Origin of the sequence: Streptomyces sp. B1I3, from assembly GCF_030816615.1 — a bacterium.
Classification (GTDB): Bacteria; Actinomycetota; Actinomycetes; order Streptomycetales; family Streptomycetaceae; genus Streptomyces.
In genome coordinates this window covers 2,592,161-2,608,933 of sequence record NZ_JAUSYD010000001.1, presented here as the reverse complement: position 1 = coordinate 2,608,933, position 16,773 = coordinate 2,592,161, and the positions used below count along the sequence as shown (strand labels likewise).

Here is a 16,773-nt window from a genome sequence, read left to right as displayed (position 1 = left end):
GGCTTGTCTCCTGCCTGTGGTCGTCGTCCGGTGACCAGGTCCTCGCCCTCCGGGGGGAAGCGCCCTCTGGCGGGCGAGGGGTCCGGGGTGGCGTGGGCGGATCACGAGGGCGGCGCGTTCCGGGCGGGTTCGACGGCAAGGTGGGCGGGGAGGACGGAACGTCGGTGCGGGGCGTGGCAGCCGTGCGGGGGCAGTCGTCGGCCTCGTCGAAGGCGGGGCGTGTGACCGCTGCTTCCGGGAGCGCTGGGAGCGCTCCCACCTGTTGGTTCAGTAGGGGACTGTAGAAGCGGTGCTGTGTCCCTGACAACCCGTCGGAACGGGCCGCGTCGAACGGATTCAGAAGAGGCAGGTCAGGCGTGGTCACAAGATGCGACCCCGCCCGATCGGCATATGCCAGCCGCTTGGGAGCGCTCCCGAAACTTTCGCTGCGGACGCTGCCGACGACCTGAGGAGCTCGTACGGCGTCGTACGAAGACGTCATTGGGTGCCCGTGCGGGAACACCGTTCGCACCGGGCTCCGGAAACCGTGCCGTTGCCCCCCCAGCCTCCCGCCGGGCACGGTGGCACCGGGCCCGGCGCGAGGCGGTCGTGTCCCGGGAGGGGCCGGCGTGTACGTCACCTGGCGGGCCTGACGCGGGGGGCGTCGGCGTCCTGGCCGGGGCGGGCGTGGTGATCGGACCGCTCGGGCCGGGCCTGCGCCAGCCCGGCCGTCACGGCGGCCGAGGTGGCGCGTGAAGGCGCCTCAGGCCGACTCGCGCACCACCAGCCGCGTCCGCAGGATCACATGGCGCCAGGCCACCTCCGGCTGGTCCATCTCCTCCAGCAGCAGCCGCACCATGGTCCGGCCGATCTCCTCCATCGGCTGGCGGACGGTCGTCAGCGGCGGCTCGGTCTGCTCGGACAGCTCGAAGTCGTCGAAGCCGACCACCGCCACGTCCTGCGGCACCCGGCGCCCCGCCGCGTGCAGGGCGGCCAGGGCCCCGGCGGCCATGCTGTCCGACGCGGCGAAGACGGCGTCGATCTCCGGATGCCGCTCGATGAGCCCGGCCATCGCCCGTCGCCCGCTGGCCTCGGTGAAGTCGCCCTGTACGACCAGGGACGGCACCTCGTCGAGCCCGGCCTCACCCAGCGCCTGCCGGTAACCGCGCAGCCTGCACCGGGCGACGTACATCTCGGGCGGGCCCGTGATCGCGGCGATGGACCTCCGGCCTCCGTCCACCAGGTGGCCGACCGCCGCCCGCGCACCGCCGACGTTGTCCGCGTCCACGTAGGTCACCCGCTCGTCACCCGAGCGCCTGCCCAGCAGCACCGTGGGCAGCCCGGCGTCGGCGAGCATGTCCGGCAGCCGGTCTCCGGCCCGCACGGACATCAGCAGCACTCCGTCGACCCGGCCGCCGCGCACGTACTCCACGAGCCGCTGCCGCTCGGCGTCCGTGCGGACGAGCGTGAGCAGCAACTGCACGCCCGCCTCGGTCAGCGCGTCCCCGACCGCCCGCGCGACCTCCGAGAAGAACGGCTCCCCGAACAACCGCCAGTCCGACTTGGTCATCACCAGCGCGACGGCGCCCGCGCGCCGCCCGGCCAGTGAACGTGCGGCCAGATTCGGGACATAGTCCAGTTCGTCGATGGCGCGCTGCACGGCACGGCGTGTGGACGCCTTGACGCCCGACGCGTTGTTGATCACCCGGGAGACCGTGCCCCGCCCCACTCCGGCAAGGGCGGCCACTTCCTCCAGCGTCGGTGTGCCGGAACTCCGCTTCAGCATGTTCCCACCCCCAAGAGCACCCGATCCTACGGACCCGACGGGTGCGCGACCGAATGTTTCGACCGACCGGCGGGAACCACTCGCCGCGGGGTGCCGCTGTCCGCAATCCGTACGCGGGCACCGGAAGCGCTCCTCGCGCCACGCGTCCGCCGGGCCCGCAGCCCTCGCCACGCGTGACCCTCAGAAGATCTCGTAGGGGAGGTGTCGAAGGTACCGTCCGCACGGCCGTGCAGGTGACGCGGCCGGCCCTCGTACCCGGCGCGCCCGCGCCTGCCTCCGCTGCGTGCGACAGCGGCGGCGAATTCCGTCGAACAGCTTGACGGCACTCTCCCGACCCCCGAGATTGGGAGCGCTCCCAAACCGTAGTGCCCGACCGGATGCGCATCCGGTGCTCCCGTCACTGCGCGCCTCTCCCCTCCCGTCAGGGCTGCGGTGTGCCGTGACATCGCGGGGCCGGCCGGATCCCCGTTCGGTTCCGGTCACTACGGTCGGTCCGGTGGCGGAGCAGGCGGCGTACCAGCCGCTACCGGACCCTGCGCCCCGAACACCTCGGATCGGGTTTCCGGGAGGCCGGTGACGGCCGGATACCCGGAGGCATCGATGTGCTGTCCACGCTCTCGGGCCGACGCCCGTTGGGAGCGCTCCCGAAGAGCCGTTCCCGCTTCGCACGAGGAGGAATGCTGTGAAACGTTTCCTGGCTTTACTGGCGACCTGCGCGACGATCCTGGGGCTCACCGCCCTGGTCGGCCCACAGGCGGTGGCTGCCACCGGATGCAAGGTCGACTACACGGTCACCAGCCAGTGGCAGGGCGGCTTCCAGGCCGGGGTGAAGATCACCAATCTGGGTGAACCCATCTCGGGGTGGACGCTCAAGTTCGCCATGCCGGACGCCGGGCAGAAGCTCGTCCAGGGCTGGAACGCCGGCTGGTCGCAGTCCGGTTCCACGGTCTCCGCCGTCGGCGTCGACTGGAACCGCACGCTGGCCACCGGTGCGGCGGCCGACGTGGGGCTGGTGGGTTCCTTCACCGGCACCAACCCCGCGCCCACGGCGTTCACACTCAACGGCGTCGCCTGTACGGGCTCCGTCGACGGGACCCAGCCGCCCACCCCGGGCGGCGGCACCCCCGTGAGCATCAACGGACAGGTCCACGTCTGCGGCGTTAACCTGTGCAACCAGTACAACCGCCCCATACAGCTGCGGGGCATGAGCACGCACGGCATCCAGTGGTTCAACGCGTGCTACAACGCCGCGTCCCTGGACGCACTGGCGAAGGACTGGAAGTCGGACCTGCTGCGCATCGCCATGTACGTGCAGGAGGACGGCTACGAGACCGACCCGGCGGGCTTCACCAGCCGGGTGAACAGCCTCGTCGACATGGCCGAGGCCCGCGGCATGTACGCCCTGATCGACTTCCACACCCTGACCCCGGGTGACCCGAACTACAACCTGGCCCGCGCCAAGACGTTCTTCGCCTCCGTCGCCGCCCGCAACGCCGACAAGAAGAACGTCATCTACGAGATCGCCAACGAGCCCAACGGCGTGAGCTGGGCTGCCATCAAGAACTACGCAGACCAGGTCATCCCGGTGATCCGGGCGGCAGACCCGGACGCCGTCGTCATCGTCGGCACCCGCGGCTGGTCCTCGCTGGGGGTCTCGGACGGCTCCAGCGAGAGCGAGGTCGTCAACAGCCCCGTCAATGCCACCAACATCATGTACGCGTTCCACTTCTACGCCGCCAGCCACAAGGACAACTACCGTGCCGCAGTGAGCCGGGCGGCCTCGAAACTCCCGCTCTTCGTCACCGAGTTCGGGACAGTGAGCGCCACCGGCGGTGGAGCGATGGACCGGGCGAGCACCACGGCCTGGCTCGACCTGCTCGATCAGCTGAAGATCGGCTACGCGAACTGGACCTACTCCGACGCCTCCGAGAGCAGCGCGGCGTTCAAACCCGGCACCTGCAGCGGCAGCGACTACAGCAGCAGCGGTGTGCTGACCGAATCGGGGACGCTGCTCAAGAACCGGATCAGTACCGCTGACAACTTCCCCACCAGCTGACCCAGGGCGGGGCTCCGGCCGGGCCGGAGCCCCGCCCGATGTCCGACCGGAGCCCCGCCCGATGTCCGGGGACGCTCCTGGGGCCCCGAGCCGCGTGGGCGCAGGAGGTCCTGACAGCACCGAGCAGCAGCGGGAACGTTCCGGTCGGAGGCCGAGTGCTCAGCACTCGATGATGTTCACCGCGAGACCGCCCCGCGCCGTCTCCTTGTACTTGACCGACATGTCGGCGCCGGTCTCCTTCATGGTCTTGATGACCTTGTCGAGGGAGACCTTGTGGATGCCGTCGCCGCGCAGCGCCATCTTCGCCGCCGTCACCGCCTTGACGGCCGCCATGCCGTTGCGCTCGATGCAGGGGATCTGGACGAGGCCTCCGACCGGATCGCAGGTCAGGCCCAGGTTGTGCTCCATGCCGATCTCCGCGGCGTTCTCCACCTGCTCGGCCGAGCCGCCCAGCACCTCGGCGAGGGCGCCGGCGGCCATGGAGCAGGCCGAGCCCACCTCGCCCTGGCAGCCGACCTCGGCACCGGAGATCGAGGCGTTCTCCTTGAACAGCATGCCGATCGCGCCCGCGGCCAGCAGGAAGCGGACGACGCTGTCGTCCTTCTCGGTCTCGGTGCAGCCGCCGGCCGCGAAGTTCATGTAGTAGTGCAGGACGGCCGGGATGATGCCCGCCGCGCCGTTGGTGGGAGCGGTCACCACGCGGCCACCGGCGGCGTTCTCCTCGTTGACCGCCATCGCGTAGAGGGTGATCCACTCCATCGCGTGTGTCTGGGGGTCGCCCTCGGCGCGGAGCTGGCGGGCGGAGTTCGCGGCGCGGCGACGGACCTTCAGGCCGCCGGGCAGGATCCCCTCGCGCGACATGCCACGCGCGACACAGGCCTGCATGACGCGCCAGATCTCCAGAAGTCCGGCGCGGATCTCGTCCTCCGTGCGCCAGGCCTTCTCGTTCTCCAGCATGAGCGAGGAGATGGACAGGCCGGTCTCCCGGGCGAGCCGCAGCAGCTCGTCGCCGGTGCGGAAGGGGTGCTTGAGGACGGTGTCGTCCGGGACGATCGGGTCCTCGCCGGCCACCGCGTCCTCGTCGACGACGAAACCGCCGCCCGACCGAGTAGTAGGTCTTCTCCAGGAGCGGGGCGCCCTCGTCGTCGTACGCGAGGACCGTCATGCCGTTGGCGTGGTACGGCAGGGCCTTGCGGCGGTGCAGGACCAGCTGCTCGTCGGCGTCGAAGGGGATCTCGTGCATGCCGAGGAGGTTGATGCGCCCCGACGAGCGGATCTCCTCGACACGGGCGTCGGCGCCCTCGACGTCCACGGTGCGGGGCGATTCGCCCTCCAGGCCGAGCAGGACGGCCTTGGGGGTGCCGTGGCCGTGGCCGGTCGCACCGAGCGAGCCGTACAGCTCCGCCCGTATCGACGCGGTGTGGGCCAGCAGGCCCTCGTTCTTGAGGCGGCGGGCGAACATGCGGGCCGCGCGCATCGGGCCGACCGTGTGGGAGCTGGACGGGCCGATGCCGACCGAGAAGAGGTCGAAGACCGAGAGGGCCACGGGAGTACTCCTAAGGCGTTGGTGGACGTCGTTGTCCGCCGGGCGGTGCGGGGACGGGCCGGTGGGCCCGGGAGCGCGGGGCAAAGGGGTGGGGGCACCGGGCTCACTGTGTTCAGTGTGCGCGGTGCCCCCACCCTGCGTGCAAATTGCGGGTGACTACTTGATGCCGGGGTACAGCGGGAACTTCTCGGCCAGCGCGATCACACGGGCCTTGAGGTCGTCGGCGTCGTACGTGGGCTTCAGCGCGGCCGCGATGATCTCGGCGACCTCGGTGAAGTCCTCCGCCTGGAAGCCACGGGTGGCCAGGGCCGGCGTACCGATCCGCAGACCCGAGGTGACCATCGGGGGCCGCGGGTCGTTCGGGATGGCGTTGCGGTTGACCGTGATGCCCAGCTCGTGGAGCCGGTCCTCGGCCTGGCGGCCGTCCAGCTCGGAGTTGCGCAGGTCGACCAGGACCAGATGCACGTCCGTACCGCCGGAGAGGACGGAGACGCCCACCTCGGTGACGTCCGGCTGCACGAGACGCTCGGCCAGGATGCGGGCACCGTCCAGGGTGCGCTGCTGGCGCTCCTTGAACTCCTCGGTCGCCGCGACCTTGAAGGAGACGGCCTTGGCCGCGATCACGTGCTCCAGCGGGCCGCCCTGCTGACCCGGGAAGACCGCGGAGTTGATCTTCTTGGCGAGCTCCTGCGTCGACAGGATGACGCCACCGCGCGGGCCGCCGAGGGTCTTGTGCGTGGTGGTCGTGACGACGTGGGCGTGCGGCACCGGGTTGGGGTGCAGACCCGCGGCGACCAGGCCGGCGAAGTGGGCCATGTCGACCATCAGGTACGCGCCGACCTCGTCCGCGATCCGGCGGAAGGCGGCGAAGTCGAGCTGACGGGGGTACGCGGACCAGCCGGCCACGATCAGCTGCGGCTTGGACTCCTTGGCGAGGCGCTCGACCTCGGCCATGTCCACTACACCGGTGTCGTCGACGTGGTACGGGACCACGTTGTAGAGCTTGCCCGAGAAGTTGATCTTCATGCCGTGGGTCAGGTGACCGCCGTGGGCCAGGTTGAGACCCATGATCGTGTCGCCCGGCTTCAGCAGCGCGAACATCGCCGCGGCGTTCGCCTGGGCGCCCGAGTGCGGCTGGACGTTCGCGGCCTCGGCGCCGAAGAGCGCCTTGATGCGGTCGATGGCGATCTGCTCGACCACGTCGACGTGCTCGCAGCCGCCGTAGTAGCGGCGGCCCGGGTAGCCCTCGGCGTACTTGTTGGTGAGGACGGAGCCCTGCGCCTCCATGACCGCGACCGGAGCGAAGTTCTCCGAGGCGATCATCTCGAGGGTGGACTGCTGACGGTGGAGCTCGGCGTCGACGGCGGCGGCGACGTCCGGGTCCAGCTCGTGGAGGGAGGAGTTGAGAAGCGACATCAGGGGGTCCCTTGGGTCTCAGTTGCCGGAGAACTCGGTGTACTCGTCGGCGGAGAGAAGGTCCTTCGGCTCCTCCGCGACGCGTACCTTGAACAGCCAGCCGCCCTCGAAGGGGGCGGAGTTCACCAGCGACGGGTCGTCCACGACGTCCTGGTTGGCCGCGGTCACCTCGCCGGTCACCGGCGAGTACAGGTCGCTGACCGACTTGGTCGACTCCAGCTCTCCGCAGGTCTCGCCCGCGGTCACCGTGTCACCGACCTCCGGGAGCTGGGCGTAGACGACATCGCCGAGCGCGTTGGCAGCGAACTCGGTGATACCGATCGTTGCCACACCGTCCTCGACGGCCGACAGCCACTCGTGCTCCTTGCTGTACCGCAGCTGCTGGGGGTTGCTCATGGTCTGAATTCTCCTGTACGCGGGGGAGTGCTGGTGAACGGTGGTCTTGCGGTGTGAGACGCGACTACGTCACGTCCGGGACGCGCGGACTACTTGCGGCGCGTGTAGAAGGGCAGCGCGACGACCTCGTAGGGCTCGTTCGTGCCCCGGATGTCCACGGCGACGCCCTCGGTCCCGGGGGTGGCGTACGCCGCGTCCACGTACGCCATGGCGATCGGCCTGCCCAGGGTGGGCGACGGAGCACCCGACGTGACCTCGCCGACGACCTTGCCGCCGGCGGTGACCGGGAAGCCGGCGCGCGGCACCCGCCGGCCCTCGGCGACCAGGCCGACGAGCTTGCGGGGCGGCGCGGTCCCGGCGCGCTCCGCGGCAGCCACCAAGGCCTCGCGGCCGACGAAGTCGCCCTCCTTCTCGAACTTCACGACCCGGCCGAGCCCCGCGTCGAACGGCGTCAGCGCGGTGGTCAGCTCGTGCCCGTACAGCGGCATGCCCGCCTCCAGGCGCAGTGTGTCGCGGCAGGAGAGGCCGCAGGGGATCAGACCGTGCGGGGCGCCGGCCTCGGTGAGTGCCTTCCAGAGCTGCTCGGCGTGCCCGGGGTCCACGAACAGCTCGAAGCCGTCCTCCCCCGTGTAACCGGTACGGGCGATGAGCGCGGGGACTCCCGCGACCGTGCCGGGCAGACCCGCGTAGTACTTCAGCCCGTCCAGGTCGGCGTCGGTGACGGCCTTCAGGATGGCGGGGGACTCGGGGCCCTGGACGGCGAGGAGCGCGTACGCGTCGCGGTCGTCCCGTACCTCGGCGTCGAAGTCCCGGGCGCGTTCGGTGAGCGTGTCCAGGACGAGCTGGGCGTTGCCCGCATTGGCGACGACCAGGTACTCCGGGGCCTCGGCCGCTCCCAGCCGGTAGACGATCAGGTCGTCCAGGATCCCGCCGTCCTCGGCGACGATCATCGTGTAGCGGGCCCGGCCCACCCCGACGGTGGCGATGTTCCCGACCAGTGCGTAGGAGAGGAAGGCGGCGGCCTGCGGGCCGGTGACGGTGATCTCGCCCATGTGCGACAGGTCGAAGAGTCCGGCCCGGGTGCGTACGGCGTTGTGCTCGTCCCGCTCGCTGGCGTACCGCAGCGGCATGTCCCAGCCGGCGAAATCGGTCATGGTCGCGCCCAGTGAACGATGCAGGGCATCGAGGGCGGTGAGACGCGGGGCGGCGCTCGGGGCAGTGCTCATGGGTACGGCTCCAGGGCATGACGACAGAGGACGGTCCCTCCCCATCTGTCATCGGAACCTGAGAGGTTCGCCGAGAGCCCCTGAAAGGGTCGGCCCGTGAAGGGCCGCCCCGGGAGGGGTCGGCTTGCACCTTGGGTGGGGCCGCACGGCGGCCCGCTTTTCAGATCTGCCTCATCCACGCGGTACGGGGCCTGAGAGATTCAAGGGAGGAACTTGCTCCTTCGGCGCCCGGCGCACACGGTGACCGGGACTCTCCCGCGCGGATTCAAACGGCCGGTATGCAGTTGGCGGGGTCATCATCGCACGCATTGCGGGAGAGTGGTTCCCCGAGGACGCGCCGGACGCCGGGCCGACACGAACGGCCGGAACCCGTCGTGGCGCATTACCCTTTCTTTACACTTCTCGGGCAGGTCAGGTGTGGGTGACGAGTGCAGGGGGACGGCGATGACGTTGCAGCCACACACGACGGCTACGGGGGCGGCGCACGACGCGATGCCCGCGCAGCCCGGCGCGCCCGCTCGGGAGCGCCTGGGCCCGCGCGCACCGGTGGTGCGTGACCTCCGGGGCCGCGGTGCTCAGCTCCCGAGCGGCCTGGACTTCACGGCGGGCGACGTGGTGGTGGTCTCCGGACTGCCGGGCAGCGGCAAGTCGACGCTGATCCGGCGCGCCGTCCGGGAACACGCGATCGACTCGCAGGACGCCCGGGACCGCTGGGCGGACTCCCTGCCCGCCTTACTCCCGTACGCCCTCTACCGCCCCCTGGTGCGAGGCGCGCACTACTTCGGCCTCTGGCGGGCGCTGCGCTCGGGCGGATCCGTCGTCGTCCACGACTGCGGTACGCAGGCCTGGGTGCGGCGCTGGCTGGCGCGTGAGGCCCGGCGCCGGGGCCGCACCCTGCACCTCGTCCTCCTCGACGTCACCCCTCACGTCGCCCGCGAGGGCCAGCGTGAGCGCGGGAGGGGGGTCTCCGGTTACGCCTTCGCCCGCCACCGGCGGGCCGTCGGGCGGCTGCTGCGCGACACCGAGAGCGGTCTGCTGCCGCCGGGGTGCGCCTCCGCGGTGCTGCTCGACCGGGAGGCCGCCGGGGCGATCGGACGGATCTCCTTCACCGGCGCCTAGGGCGCGGCCGTTCGCAGACGCACAGACGGAGGGCCCCGGTCCGGCTGTCCGGATCCTGGACGCCGGCCCTCCCGCGGCCGGCGGACCCGTGCCGCCTGCCGCCGGACCCTCTAAGGTTTCTGCGGCACCGCATGGCGAGAAAGGGACACAGACACTGTGGAGATTCCGGCCCAGGACCAGGCGCACCGGCAGCCCCAGGACCCGGCGCATCGGCAGCACGGATGGCCGGCCAACGAGCTCGAGGAAGTGCTCGGCGCCTCGCTCGGCGTGCCCGGAGCCGGCGGCCGGCTGGTGGAGGTGCTCGGCCGCAGCCCGGTCTGGGTGCCCCTGCCGAACGGCGGGGGGCCCGACAGCCCCGCCCTCGACCTGCCGACGATCGACCTGGACGGCGGCGCCTACGTGCCCGTGTTCAGCTCCGAGGCGCAGTTCATGGCCTGCGTCGGCCCCCATCTCTCCTTCACCGTCGCGCCGGCCCGGGATTTCGCCCGGGGACTGCCCCCGCAGCTGGGGATCGCCGTCAACCCCGGCGGGGCGGTCGGTGTGCCGCTCCCGCCGCCGGCCGTCGCCGAGCTCTGCCGGGCCGGGCGCAGCCCGCTGGACGGGCCGGCGGGTGGTGGCCGGGTCCGGCTGTACGAACCCGACTGGAAGCAGGACCCGGTCGACTTCCTCTCCGCGGTGGCCGCCGAATTCGAGCAGACGGGCGTGGTGAGCACCGCGCGCAGGGCGCTGGCCAGCATCGAGGGCGAGAGCCCCGTGCTGTTCGTGGGCGTCCAGTTCGCCGCCTGGGACGGTGCGGGACAGGGCGTCCCGATGGACGCGCTGGGGCGCGCCCTGGGCCGGGTCCCGGTGCCCTGGCCGGTCAATCTCGTACTGCTCGACGTGGCACAGGACCCGGTGGGCGACTGGATGCTGGAGAAAGTGCGCCCCTTCTACCGGCGCGAGGGTTACTGAGCCGGCGCCGCCCGTGGCGTCAAGCCGGTGTCAGGGGCGGCGCATAAGCTGGTTTGATGGCCGGGTCGCCCCGTGTGCCCGGGAGTGACACGACAGCACCGCGACCGAGCGGGACAGCGGATCGAAGAGGGGCGGGACCAGGGTGAGTGCGTCAGGCACCGCGGCGGCCGGGCAGGTCGAGCACATGCTGCGCCAAGTGACCCCGGGGCGCCTCGACGCGTACGAGGCACTGCTGCAGGCCCTGTCCGACGGCCGGATCTGGATGCTGCTGTGGCACGGCACGGCGGGCTCGCCCGACGCCCAGTACGGCAACATGGAGGTCGACGGCCTGGGGTACGCCCCGTGCGTGACCTCCGCCCAGGAGCTCTCGGCGAGCGGCTGGAACCGGGCCCACGAGCTCGTCACCGGCCGCGACATCGCCCGCGCGCTCTTCCCCGACCGCTGGGGCATCTGGCTCAATCCGCACGTGCCCGGCGGCGGCATCGGCATCCCGTGGCTGGACCTGCGCCGGATCGCCACCGGCCTCGACCGGTTGCCCGCCGGACCGCTGCGGCTCTCCGAACCCTCGCTGCAGGTCCCGCAGTTCTACGCCCTGCTGTCGCAGAACGCCCACCGGACCCCCGCCGTCCGCTCGTTGCGCCGCGCCTGGGTGCAGCCCGCCCTCGGCGTCCCGTACCTGGCGATCGGACTCGACCTCTACGACACCGGCCGGCCCTCGGTCGACTCGGTCCGCGCGATGATGCAGCAGTCGATCGGCGTCGTCCCGGACGGACTGCCCGTCTCCACCGTCTCGATGTCCGACGAGTACGACCCCGTCGCCATGTGGCTGCGCGCCAACACGCGTCCGTTCTACGACCGTGAGGCGCACGCTCCGGCGGGTCCGCCGCCCGCCGCCGCGCCGGGTTACGGCTATCCGCCGCACGCCTACTGACGCTTCTGAGGCGACGTCATACGGGCGCCGCCGACAGGGGCCGCCCTGGCAATACGCCACTGGATGAGCCCTGTTGGGTGTGATGTCCCGTTATCGCGGATTAGTGACCGAGTGGTGCGCTCAGCAGGCCCGGCTGTCCGCATAACGGAAACCCATTGACAGCATCACGGTTGCGCAAACATTCCCCGTCAGGTCTGGCGGGTGATCGCAAAGTGGTTGAAGACTCCACACAGCAGGTGGTCCATGCCCGGCTCACGCCCCTTTCAAACAGGGGCGGTTCAGTCGACGCATCACCACGTGCCTCATGTGTTTGTACGAGCCGCTACAGCGGCGGTCATGGGCCGGCCACCGTCGGCCGAGAGGGGTCTCCAGCGCAATGACGGCACCTATCGAGACCACCAGGGCGGATGTGCAGCCCGAAGCGGTGCTGGAAGGCGCCGGGCGCAAGCAGATCGAGGGCCGCTCCCTCGGCCGGATCGCCTGGACCCGCTTCAAGCGGGACAAGGCGGCAATGGCCGGCGGCATCGTTGTCATCCTGCTGATCCTCACCGCCCTGCTGTCCAAGCCCCTGCAGTCGCTCCTCGGTCTCGACCCCGACGCGTTCAACCAGAGCCTGGTCGACCCCCTCCTGCTGGCGCCCAAGGGCGACTTCGGCGGGATGAGCTGGGACCACCCGCTCGGTGTCGAGCCGCAGACCGGCCGCGACATCCTGGCGCGCATCCTCGAAGGCTCCTGGGTCTCCCTCGTCGTCGCCGTGGGCTCCACGCTCCTCTCCGTCGTCATCGGCGTCGTGATGGGTGTCGTGGCGGGGTTCTACGGCGGCTGGGTGGACAGCTTCATCAGCCGGATGATGGACACCTTCCTGGCCTTCCCGCTGCTGCTCTTCGCGATCTCCATCTCCGCCTCCCTGCAGGGTGAAGCGTTCGGGATGGAAGGGCTCACCCTGCGGATCGCGGTCCTGATCTTCGTGATCGGCTTCTTCAGCTGGCCGTACATCGGCCGCATCGTCCGCGCGCAGACCCTGTCGCTGCGCGAGCGGGAGTTCGTCGAGGCCTCCAGGTCGCTGGGCGCACGCGGTCCGTTCATCCTCTTCCGCGAGCTGCTGCCGAACCTGATCGCGCCGATCCTCGTGTACGCGACGCTGCTCATCCCCACGAACATCCTCTTCGAGGCGTCCCTCAGCTTCCTCGGCGTCGGTATCGCACCGCCGCAGGCCTCCTGGGGCGGCATGCTCACGCAGGCGGTCGACCTCTACGAGGTGGACCCGATGTTCATGGTCATTCCCGGCATGGCGATCTTCATCACCGTGCTGGCCTTCAATCTGCTGGGGGACGGGCTGCGTGACGCACTCGACCCTCGTGGCAAGTAATCGCGGCTGTGCCGCACCGAACAAGCGAGGGGGTTTTTCTCAGCATGCAGAACAGAAAGACAGCAGCGGCCATAGCCGTGGCCGTAGCGGTGTCGCTCGGCGCGTCGGCCTGCAGCGGCAGCGACTCGGGCAGTGACGGCAGCAAGGGCGCTGGGGGCAACGCCAAGGCTGACGCCGGTCTGACGAGCATCGTCAACGCGACCGACAAGAAGGGGGGGACGGTCACGTACGAGCACGCCAGTGGCCCGGACTCCCTGGACCCGGGCAACACGTACTACGGCTGGGTGCAGAACTTCTCCCGCCTGTACGCCCGTTCCCTGGTGACCTTCAAGCCGGCCGCCGGCAAGGAGGGCCTGGAGGTCGTTCCCGACCTCGCCACCGGCCTCGGCAAGGCCAGCGCGGACGCCAAGACCTGGACGTACACGCTCCGCAAGGGCGTGAAGTTCGAGGACGGCACCGAGATCACCTCGAAGGACGTCAAGTACGCCGTCGAGCGCTCCAACTTCGCGCCGGAGGCCCTGTCCAACGGCCCGACGTACTTCAAGGCGTACCTCGACGGCGGCGACAAGTACAAGGGCCCGTACAAGGACAAGTCCCCCGAGGGCCTCAAGTCCATCGAGACCCCGGACGACTACACGATCGTCTTCAAGCTGAGCAAGCCGTTCGCGGACATGGACTACCTCGCCGCCTTCTCGCAGACCGCTCCGGTCCCGCAGAAGGCCGACAAGGGTGCCGCCTACGTCCAGAAGATGGTCTCCTCGGGCCCGTACAAGTTCTCGGCGTACGACGAGAGCAAGGGTGCGACGCTGGTCCGCAACCCGCAGTGGGACGCCAAGACGGACCCGATCCGCAAGGCGCTGCCGGACAAGATCGAGCTCAAGTTCAACGTCAACGCGACGACGATCGACGACCACCTGCTCAACGACGAGATCAGCGCCGGCATCGAGGGAACGGGTCTGCAGTCCAAGACCCAGCCCAAGGTCCTGGTCAAGGCCGCCGAGAAGGCGAAGACGGACAACCCGTACGCCGGTGTCCTGCAGTACATGGCGCTGAACGTCAAGGTGAAGCCGTTCGACAACGTCGAGTGCCGCAAGGCCGTCCAGTACGCCGTGGACAAGCAGAGCCTGATCGACTCCATCGGTGGCTCGGTCAAGGGCGACCCGGCCACCACGCTCATCCCGCCGACCGTCGCCGGGTACAAGAAGTTCGACCTGTACCCGTCCGCGGGCAACAAGGGTGACATCGCCAAGGCGAAGGAGCACCTGACCAAGTGCGGTCAGCCGAAGGGCTTCAAGACCACGCTGACGGCCCGCTCCGACCGTCCTGACGAGATCACCGCGGCCACGCAGCTCCAGAACAGCCTGAAGAAGATCGGCATCACGGCCGAGATCAAGCAGTTCCCGGCCAACAAGTACTTCACCGACTTCGCGGGCGTTCCGGACTGGGTCCACAAGAACAACGCGGGCATGATGATGATGCAGTGGGGCGCCGACTGGCCCACCGGCTTCGGCTTCCTGGACCAGATCGTCAACGGCTCGGCCATCAAGCCCTCGGGCGGCACGAACCTGATGGAGCTCAACGACAAGGGGATCAACGACCTCCTCGTCAAGGGCATCGGCACCGTCGACACCACGGCCCGCAACGCGGCGTGGGGCGAGGTCGACCAGAAGGTCATGGAGAACGGCTCGGTCGTTCCGCTCGTCTACCGCAAGAACCTGCTGTACCGCCCGGACTCCGCGGCGAACGTCACGGTCACCGACGCGTACCTCGGCATGTACGACTACGTGCTGATGACCTCGACCAAGTAACACCTGTTCATCAACAGCATCCCTTGAAAGGCAGGTGAAGGCGCCGGGCCGGCGGGCGTTATCCCGTCCGCCCGCCCGGCGCCGCACGGCTGTGGCTGCGTACATCATCCGACGCGTATTCGCCGCGGTGTTGCTGCTGCTGGTGGTCAGCGCAGTCACGTTCGCGATCTTCTTCCTGGTGCCCCGCCTCGGCGGGCAGACCACCGACTCGATGGCCGCCCAGTACGTCGGGAAGAGCCCCGACCCGGAGGTCATCGCCGCGGTCAAGAGGAACCTGGGGCTCGACCAGCCCGTCTATCTGCAGTACTGGGAGTTCATCAAGGGCATCGTCGTCGGTGCCGACTACAAGTTCGGCCCCGATCCCGTCACCTGCAACGCTCCCTGCTTCGGCTACTCCTTCAAGACCCACACCGAGATCTGGCCGCAGATCGTCGACCGCATTCCGGTCACGCTGTCGCTGGCCGTGGGCGCCGCTGTCCTGTGGGTCGTCTCCGGTGTCGCGATCGGCGTGGTCTCCGCGCTGAAGCGCGGCTCGCTCTTCGACCGGCTCTCCATGGGCGTCGCACTCGCCGGTGTCTCGCTGCCGATGTTCTTCACCGGCCTCGCCGTGCTCGCGCTGTTCGGCAACGGGGAGTACGTACCGTTCACCGACAGCCCGGTCGAATGGGCGGGCAGCCTCGTCCTGCCCTGGTGCACGCTGGCCCTGCTGTACTCCGCGCTCTACGCCCGGCTCACCCGCGCCGGAATGCTGGAGACGATGGGTGAGGACTACATCAGGACCGCGCGGGCCAAGGGCCTGAAGGAAAGCAAGGTCGTCGTCAAGCACGGCCTGCGGTCGGCCCTCACCCCGCTCGTCACCATCTTCGGCATGGACTTCGCGCTGCTGCTCGGCGGCGCGGTCATCACCGAGACCGTCTTCTCCTTCCAGGGCATGGGCCAGTTCGCCATCAAGGGCGTGACCGAGGCCGACCTGCCCAAGGTGATGGGCGTGACGCTGGTCGCGGCCTTCTTCATCGTCATCTGCAACTTGCTGGTGGACCTCGTGTACGCCGCGATCGACCCCCGGGTGAGGCTCTCATGAGCGAGGTAAGCAAGAAGGACGCCCCGGCGCCGGACGCCGCGCAGGGCTCGGTCCCCGCCCCCCGGGAGGCCTCGGCCGCCGACGGGAAGGAATTCCTCTCCGTACGCAACCTCAGCGTCCACTTCGACACGGACGACGGCCTGGTCAGGTCCGTCGACGGCGTCAGCTTCGACCTGAAGGCCGGCCAGACCCTCGGCATCGTCGGCGAGTCCGGCTCCGGCAAGTCCGTGACCTCGCTGGGGATCATGGGCCTGCACACGTCCGAGCGGGCCCGGATCGGCGGTGAGATCTGGCTGGACGGCGAGGAGCTGATCGGCGCCGGCGCCGAGCGCGTACGGAAGCTCCGCGGCCAGAAGATGGCGATGATCTTCCAGGACCCGCTGTCGGCGCTGCACCCGTACTACAGCATCGGCGCGCAGATCGTCGAGGCCCACCGGGTGCACAACAAGGTCGACAAGAAGGCCGCGAAGAAGCGCGCGATCGAGATGCTCGACCGGGTCGGCATCCCCGAACCGCACCGCCGCTACGACGACTACCCGCACCAGTTCTCGGGCGGTATGCGTCAGCGCGCGATGATCGCGATGGCCCTGGTCAACAATCCGCAGCTGCTCATCGCCGACGAGCCGACGACCGCCCTCGACGTCACCGTCCAGGCGCAGATCCTCGACCTGATCCGGGATCTGCAGAAGGAGTTCGGCTCCGCGGTCGTCATGATCACCCACGACCTCGGCGTCGTCGCCGAGATCGCGGACAACCTGCTCGTGATGTACGCGGGCCGCTGCATCGAGCGCGGCAGCGCCGAAAAGGTGTTCTACGAGCCCCAGCACCCCTACACCTGGGGGCTCCTGGGCTCGATGCCGCGCATCGACCGGGAGCAGACCGAGCGGCTCGTCCCGGTCAAGGGCTCACCGCCCAGCCTCATCAACGTCCCGTCGGGCTGCGCCTTCCACCCGCGCTGCCCGTACGCCGACGTCCCCGCGGACAACATCACCCGCACCGAACGCCCGGAGCTGCAGATGGTCAGCGACGGGCACTACTCCGCGTGCCACATGTCGCGTGAGCAGCGGGACCGGATCTGGACCGAAGAGATTGCGCCGAAGCTGTGACTG

Annotated in this window: 12 protein-coding genes, 1 pseudogene and 1 riboswitch; of the genes and pseudogenes, 8 read left to right on the top strand and 5 right to left on the bottom strand. The window is 69.8% G+C overall.

What is annotated here, in order from left to right:
- Positions 1-742: 742 nt before the first annotated feature.
- Positions 743-1,765, bottom strand: a complete 1,023-nt coding sequence (locus QFZ58_RS11775) for a LacI family DNA-binding transcriptional regulator (protein WP_307124875.1) — start codon at positions 1,763-1,765, stop codon at positions 743-745.
- A gap of 682 nt (positions 1,766-2,447) precedes the next feature.
- Between QFZ58_RS11775 and QFZ58_RS11770 the strand changes: the two genes are divergently transcribed.
- Positions 2,448-3,821 carry a cellulase family glycosylhydrolase gene (locus QFZ58_RS11770; protein WP_307124874.1) on the top strand — a complete coding sequence of 458 codons (1,374 nt, stop codon included), beginning with the start codon at positions 2,448-2,450 and terminating at the stop codon, positions 3,819-3,821.
- Positions 3,822-3,980: 159 nt separating this feature from the next.
- Here the strand turns inward: QFZ58_RS11770 and QFZ58_RS11765 are convergent.
- The 4 genes and pseudogenes from QFZ58_RS11765 to gcvT form a co-directional block, all read right to left on the bottom strand.
- A pseudogene (locus QFZ58_RS11765) lies at positions 3,981-5,367 on the bottom strand (L-serine ammonia-lyase).
- Between the two features lie 156 nt (positions 5,368-5,523).
- Positions 5,524-6,783 (bottom strand): serine hydroxymethyltransferase, encoded by a 1,260-nt coding sequence (glyA, locus tag QFZ58_RS11760; protein ID WP_307124873.1) that lies wholly within the window; start codon positions 6,781-6,783, stop codon positions 5,524-5,526.
- An 18-nt stretch (positions 6,784-6,801) separates the two neighbouring features.
- Entirely contained in the window at positions 6,802-7,179 is a 378-nt protein-coding gene (gcvH, locus tag QFZ58_RS11755) for a glycine cleavage system protein GcvH (protein ID WP_266748730.1), read from the bottom strand.
- An 89-nt stretch (positions 7,180-7,268) separates the two neighbouring features.
- Complete coding sequence (gene gcvT / locus QFZ58_RS11750) at positions 7,269-8,405, bottom strand: glycine cleavage system aminomethyltransferase GcvT (protein ID WP_307124872.1); 1,137 nt, start codon at positions 8,403-8,405, stop codon at positions 7,269-7,271.
- A gap of 170 nt (positions 8,406-8,575) precedes the next feature.
- A riboswitch (glycine riboswitch) is annotated at positions 8,576-8,673 on the bottom strand.
- 176 nt (positions 8,674-8,849) lie between these two features.
- Between gcvT and QFZ58_RS11745 the strand changes: the two genes are divergently transcribed.
- The 7 genes from QFZ58_RS11745 to QFZ58_RS11715 all read left to right on the top strand — a co-directional run bounded on the left by QFZ58_RS11745 (position 8,850) and on the right by QFZ58_RS11715 (position 16,770).
- On the top strand, positions 8,850-9,524 hold the full coding sequence (locus QFZ58_RS11745) for an AAA family ATPase (protein WP_307124871.1): 675 nt from the start codon (positions 8,850-8,852) through the stop codon (positions 9,522-9,524).
- Between the two features lie 156 nt (positions 9,525-9,680).
- Complete coding sequence (locus QFZ58_RS11740) at positions 9,681-10,475, top strand: enhanced serine sensitivity protein SseB (RefSeq protein WP_307124870.1); 795 nt, start codon at positions 9,681-9,683, stop codon at positions 10,473-10,475.
- 142 nt (positions 10,476-10,617) lie between these two features.
- Positions 10,618-11,406: an enhanced serine sensitivity protein SseB C-terminal domain-containing protein gene (locus tag QFZ58_RS11735; RefSeq protein ID WP_307124869.1), complete on the top strand. Its 789-nt coding sequence runs from the start codon at positions 10,618-10,620 to the stop codon at positions 11,404-11,406.
- A gap of 376 nt (positions 11,407-11,782) precedes the next feature.
- Positions 11,783-12,775 (top strand): ABC transporter permease, encoded by a 993-nt coding sequence (locus QFZ58_RS11730; protein ID WP_307124868.1) that lies wholly within the window; start codon positions 11,783-11,785, stop codon positions 12,773-12,775.
- Positions 12,776-12,819: 44 nt separating this feature from the next.
- The gene (locus QFZ58_RS11725) at positions 12,820-14,583 is read left to right on the top strand and encodes an ABC transporter substrate-binding protein (RefSeq protein WP_307124867.1); all 1,764 of its coding nucleotides are present in this window, start codon (positions 12,820-12,822) and stop codon (positions 14,581-14,583) included.
- Between the two features lie 91 nt (positions 14,584-14,674).
- Positions 14,675-15,664, top strand: a complete 990-nt coding sequence (locus QFZ58_RS11720) for an ABC transporter permease (RefSeq protein ID WP_307124866.1) — start codon at positions 14,675-14,677, stop codon at positions 15,662-15,664.
- The gene (locus tag QFZ58_RS11715; protein ID WP_307124865.1) at positions 15,661-16,770 is read left to right on the top strand and encodes an ABC transporter ATP-binding protein; all 1,110 of its coding nucleotides are present in this window, start codon (positions 15,661-15,663) and stop codon (positions 16,768-16,770) included. The genes QFZ58_RS11720 and QFZ58_RS11715 overlap by 4 nt, the downstream gene beginning before the upstream one ends.
- Positions 16,771-16,773 lie beyond the last annotated feature (3 nt).

Coding starts and splice junctions, on each gene's coding strand:
- QFZ58_RS11775 (WP_307124875.1), bottom strand. CDS start 1,765: ATGCTGAAGCGGAGTTCCGGCACACCGACGCTGGAGGAAGTGGCCGCC.
- glyA (WP_307124873.1), bottom strand. CDS start 6,783: ATGTCGCTTCTCAACTCCTCCCTCCACGAGCTGGACCCGGACGTCGCC.
- gcvH (WP_266748730.1), bottom strand. CDS start 7,179: ATGAGCAACCCCCAGCAGCTGCGGTACAGCAAGGAGCACGAGTGGCTG.
- gcvT (WP_307124872.1), bottom strand. CDS start 8,405: ATGAGCACTGCCCCGAGCGCCGCCCCGCGTCTCACCGCCCTCGATGCC.
- QFZ58_RS11745 (WP_307124871.1), top strand. CDS start 8,850: ATGACGTTGCAGCCACACACGACGGCTACGGGGGCGGCGCACGACGCG.
- QFZ58_RS11730 (WP_307124868.1), top strand. CDS start 11,783: ATGACGGCACCTATCGAGACCACCAGGGCGGATGTGCAGCCCGAAGCG.
- QFZ58_RS11725 (WP_307124867.1), top strand. CDS start 12,820: ATGCAGAACAGAAAGACAGCAGCGGCCATAGCCGTGGCCGTAGCGGTG.
- QFZ58_RS11715 (WP_307124865.1), top strand. CDS start 15,661: ATGAGCGAGGTAAGCAAGAAGGACGCCCCGGCGCCGGACGCCGCGCAG.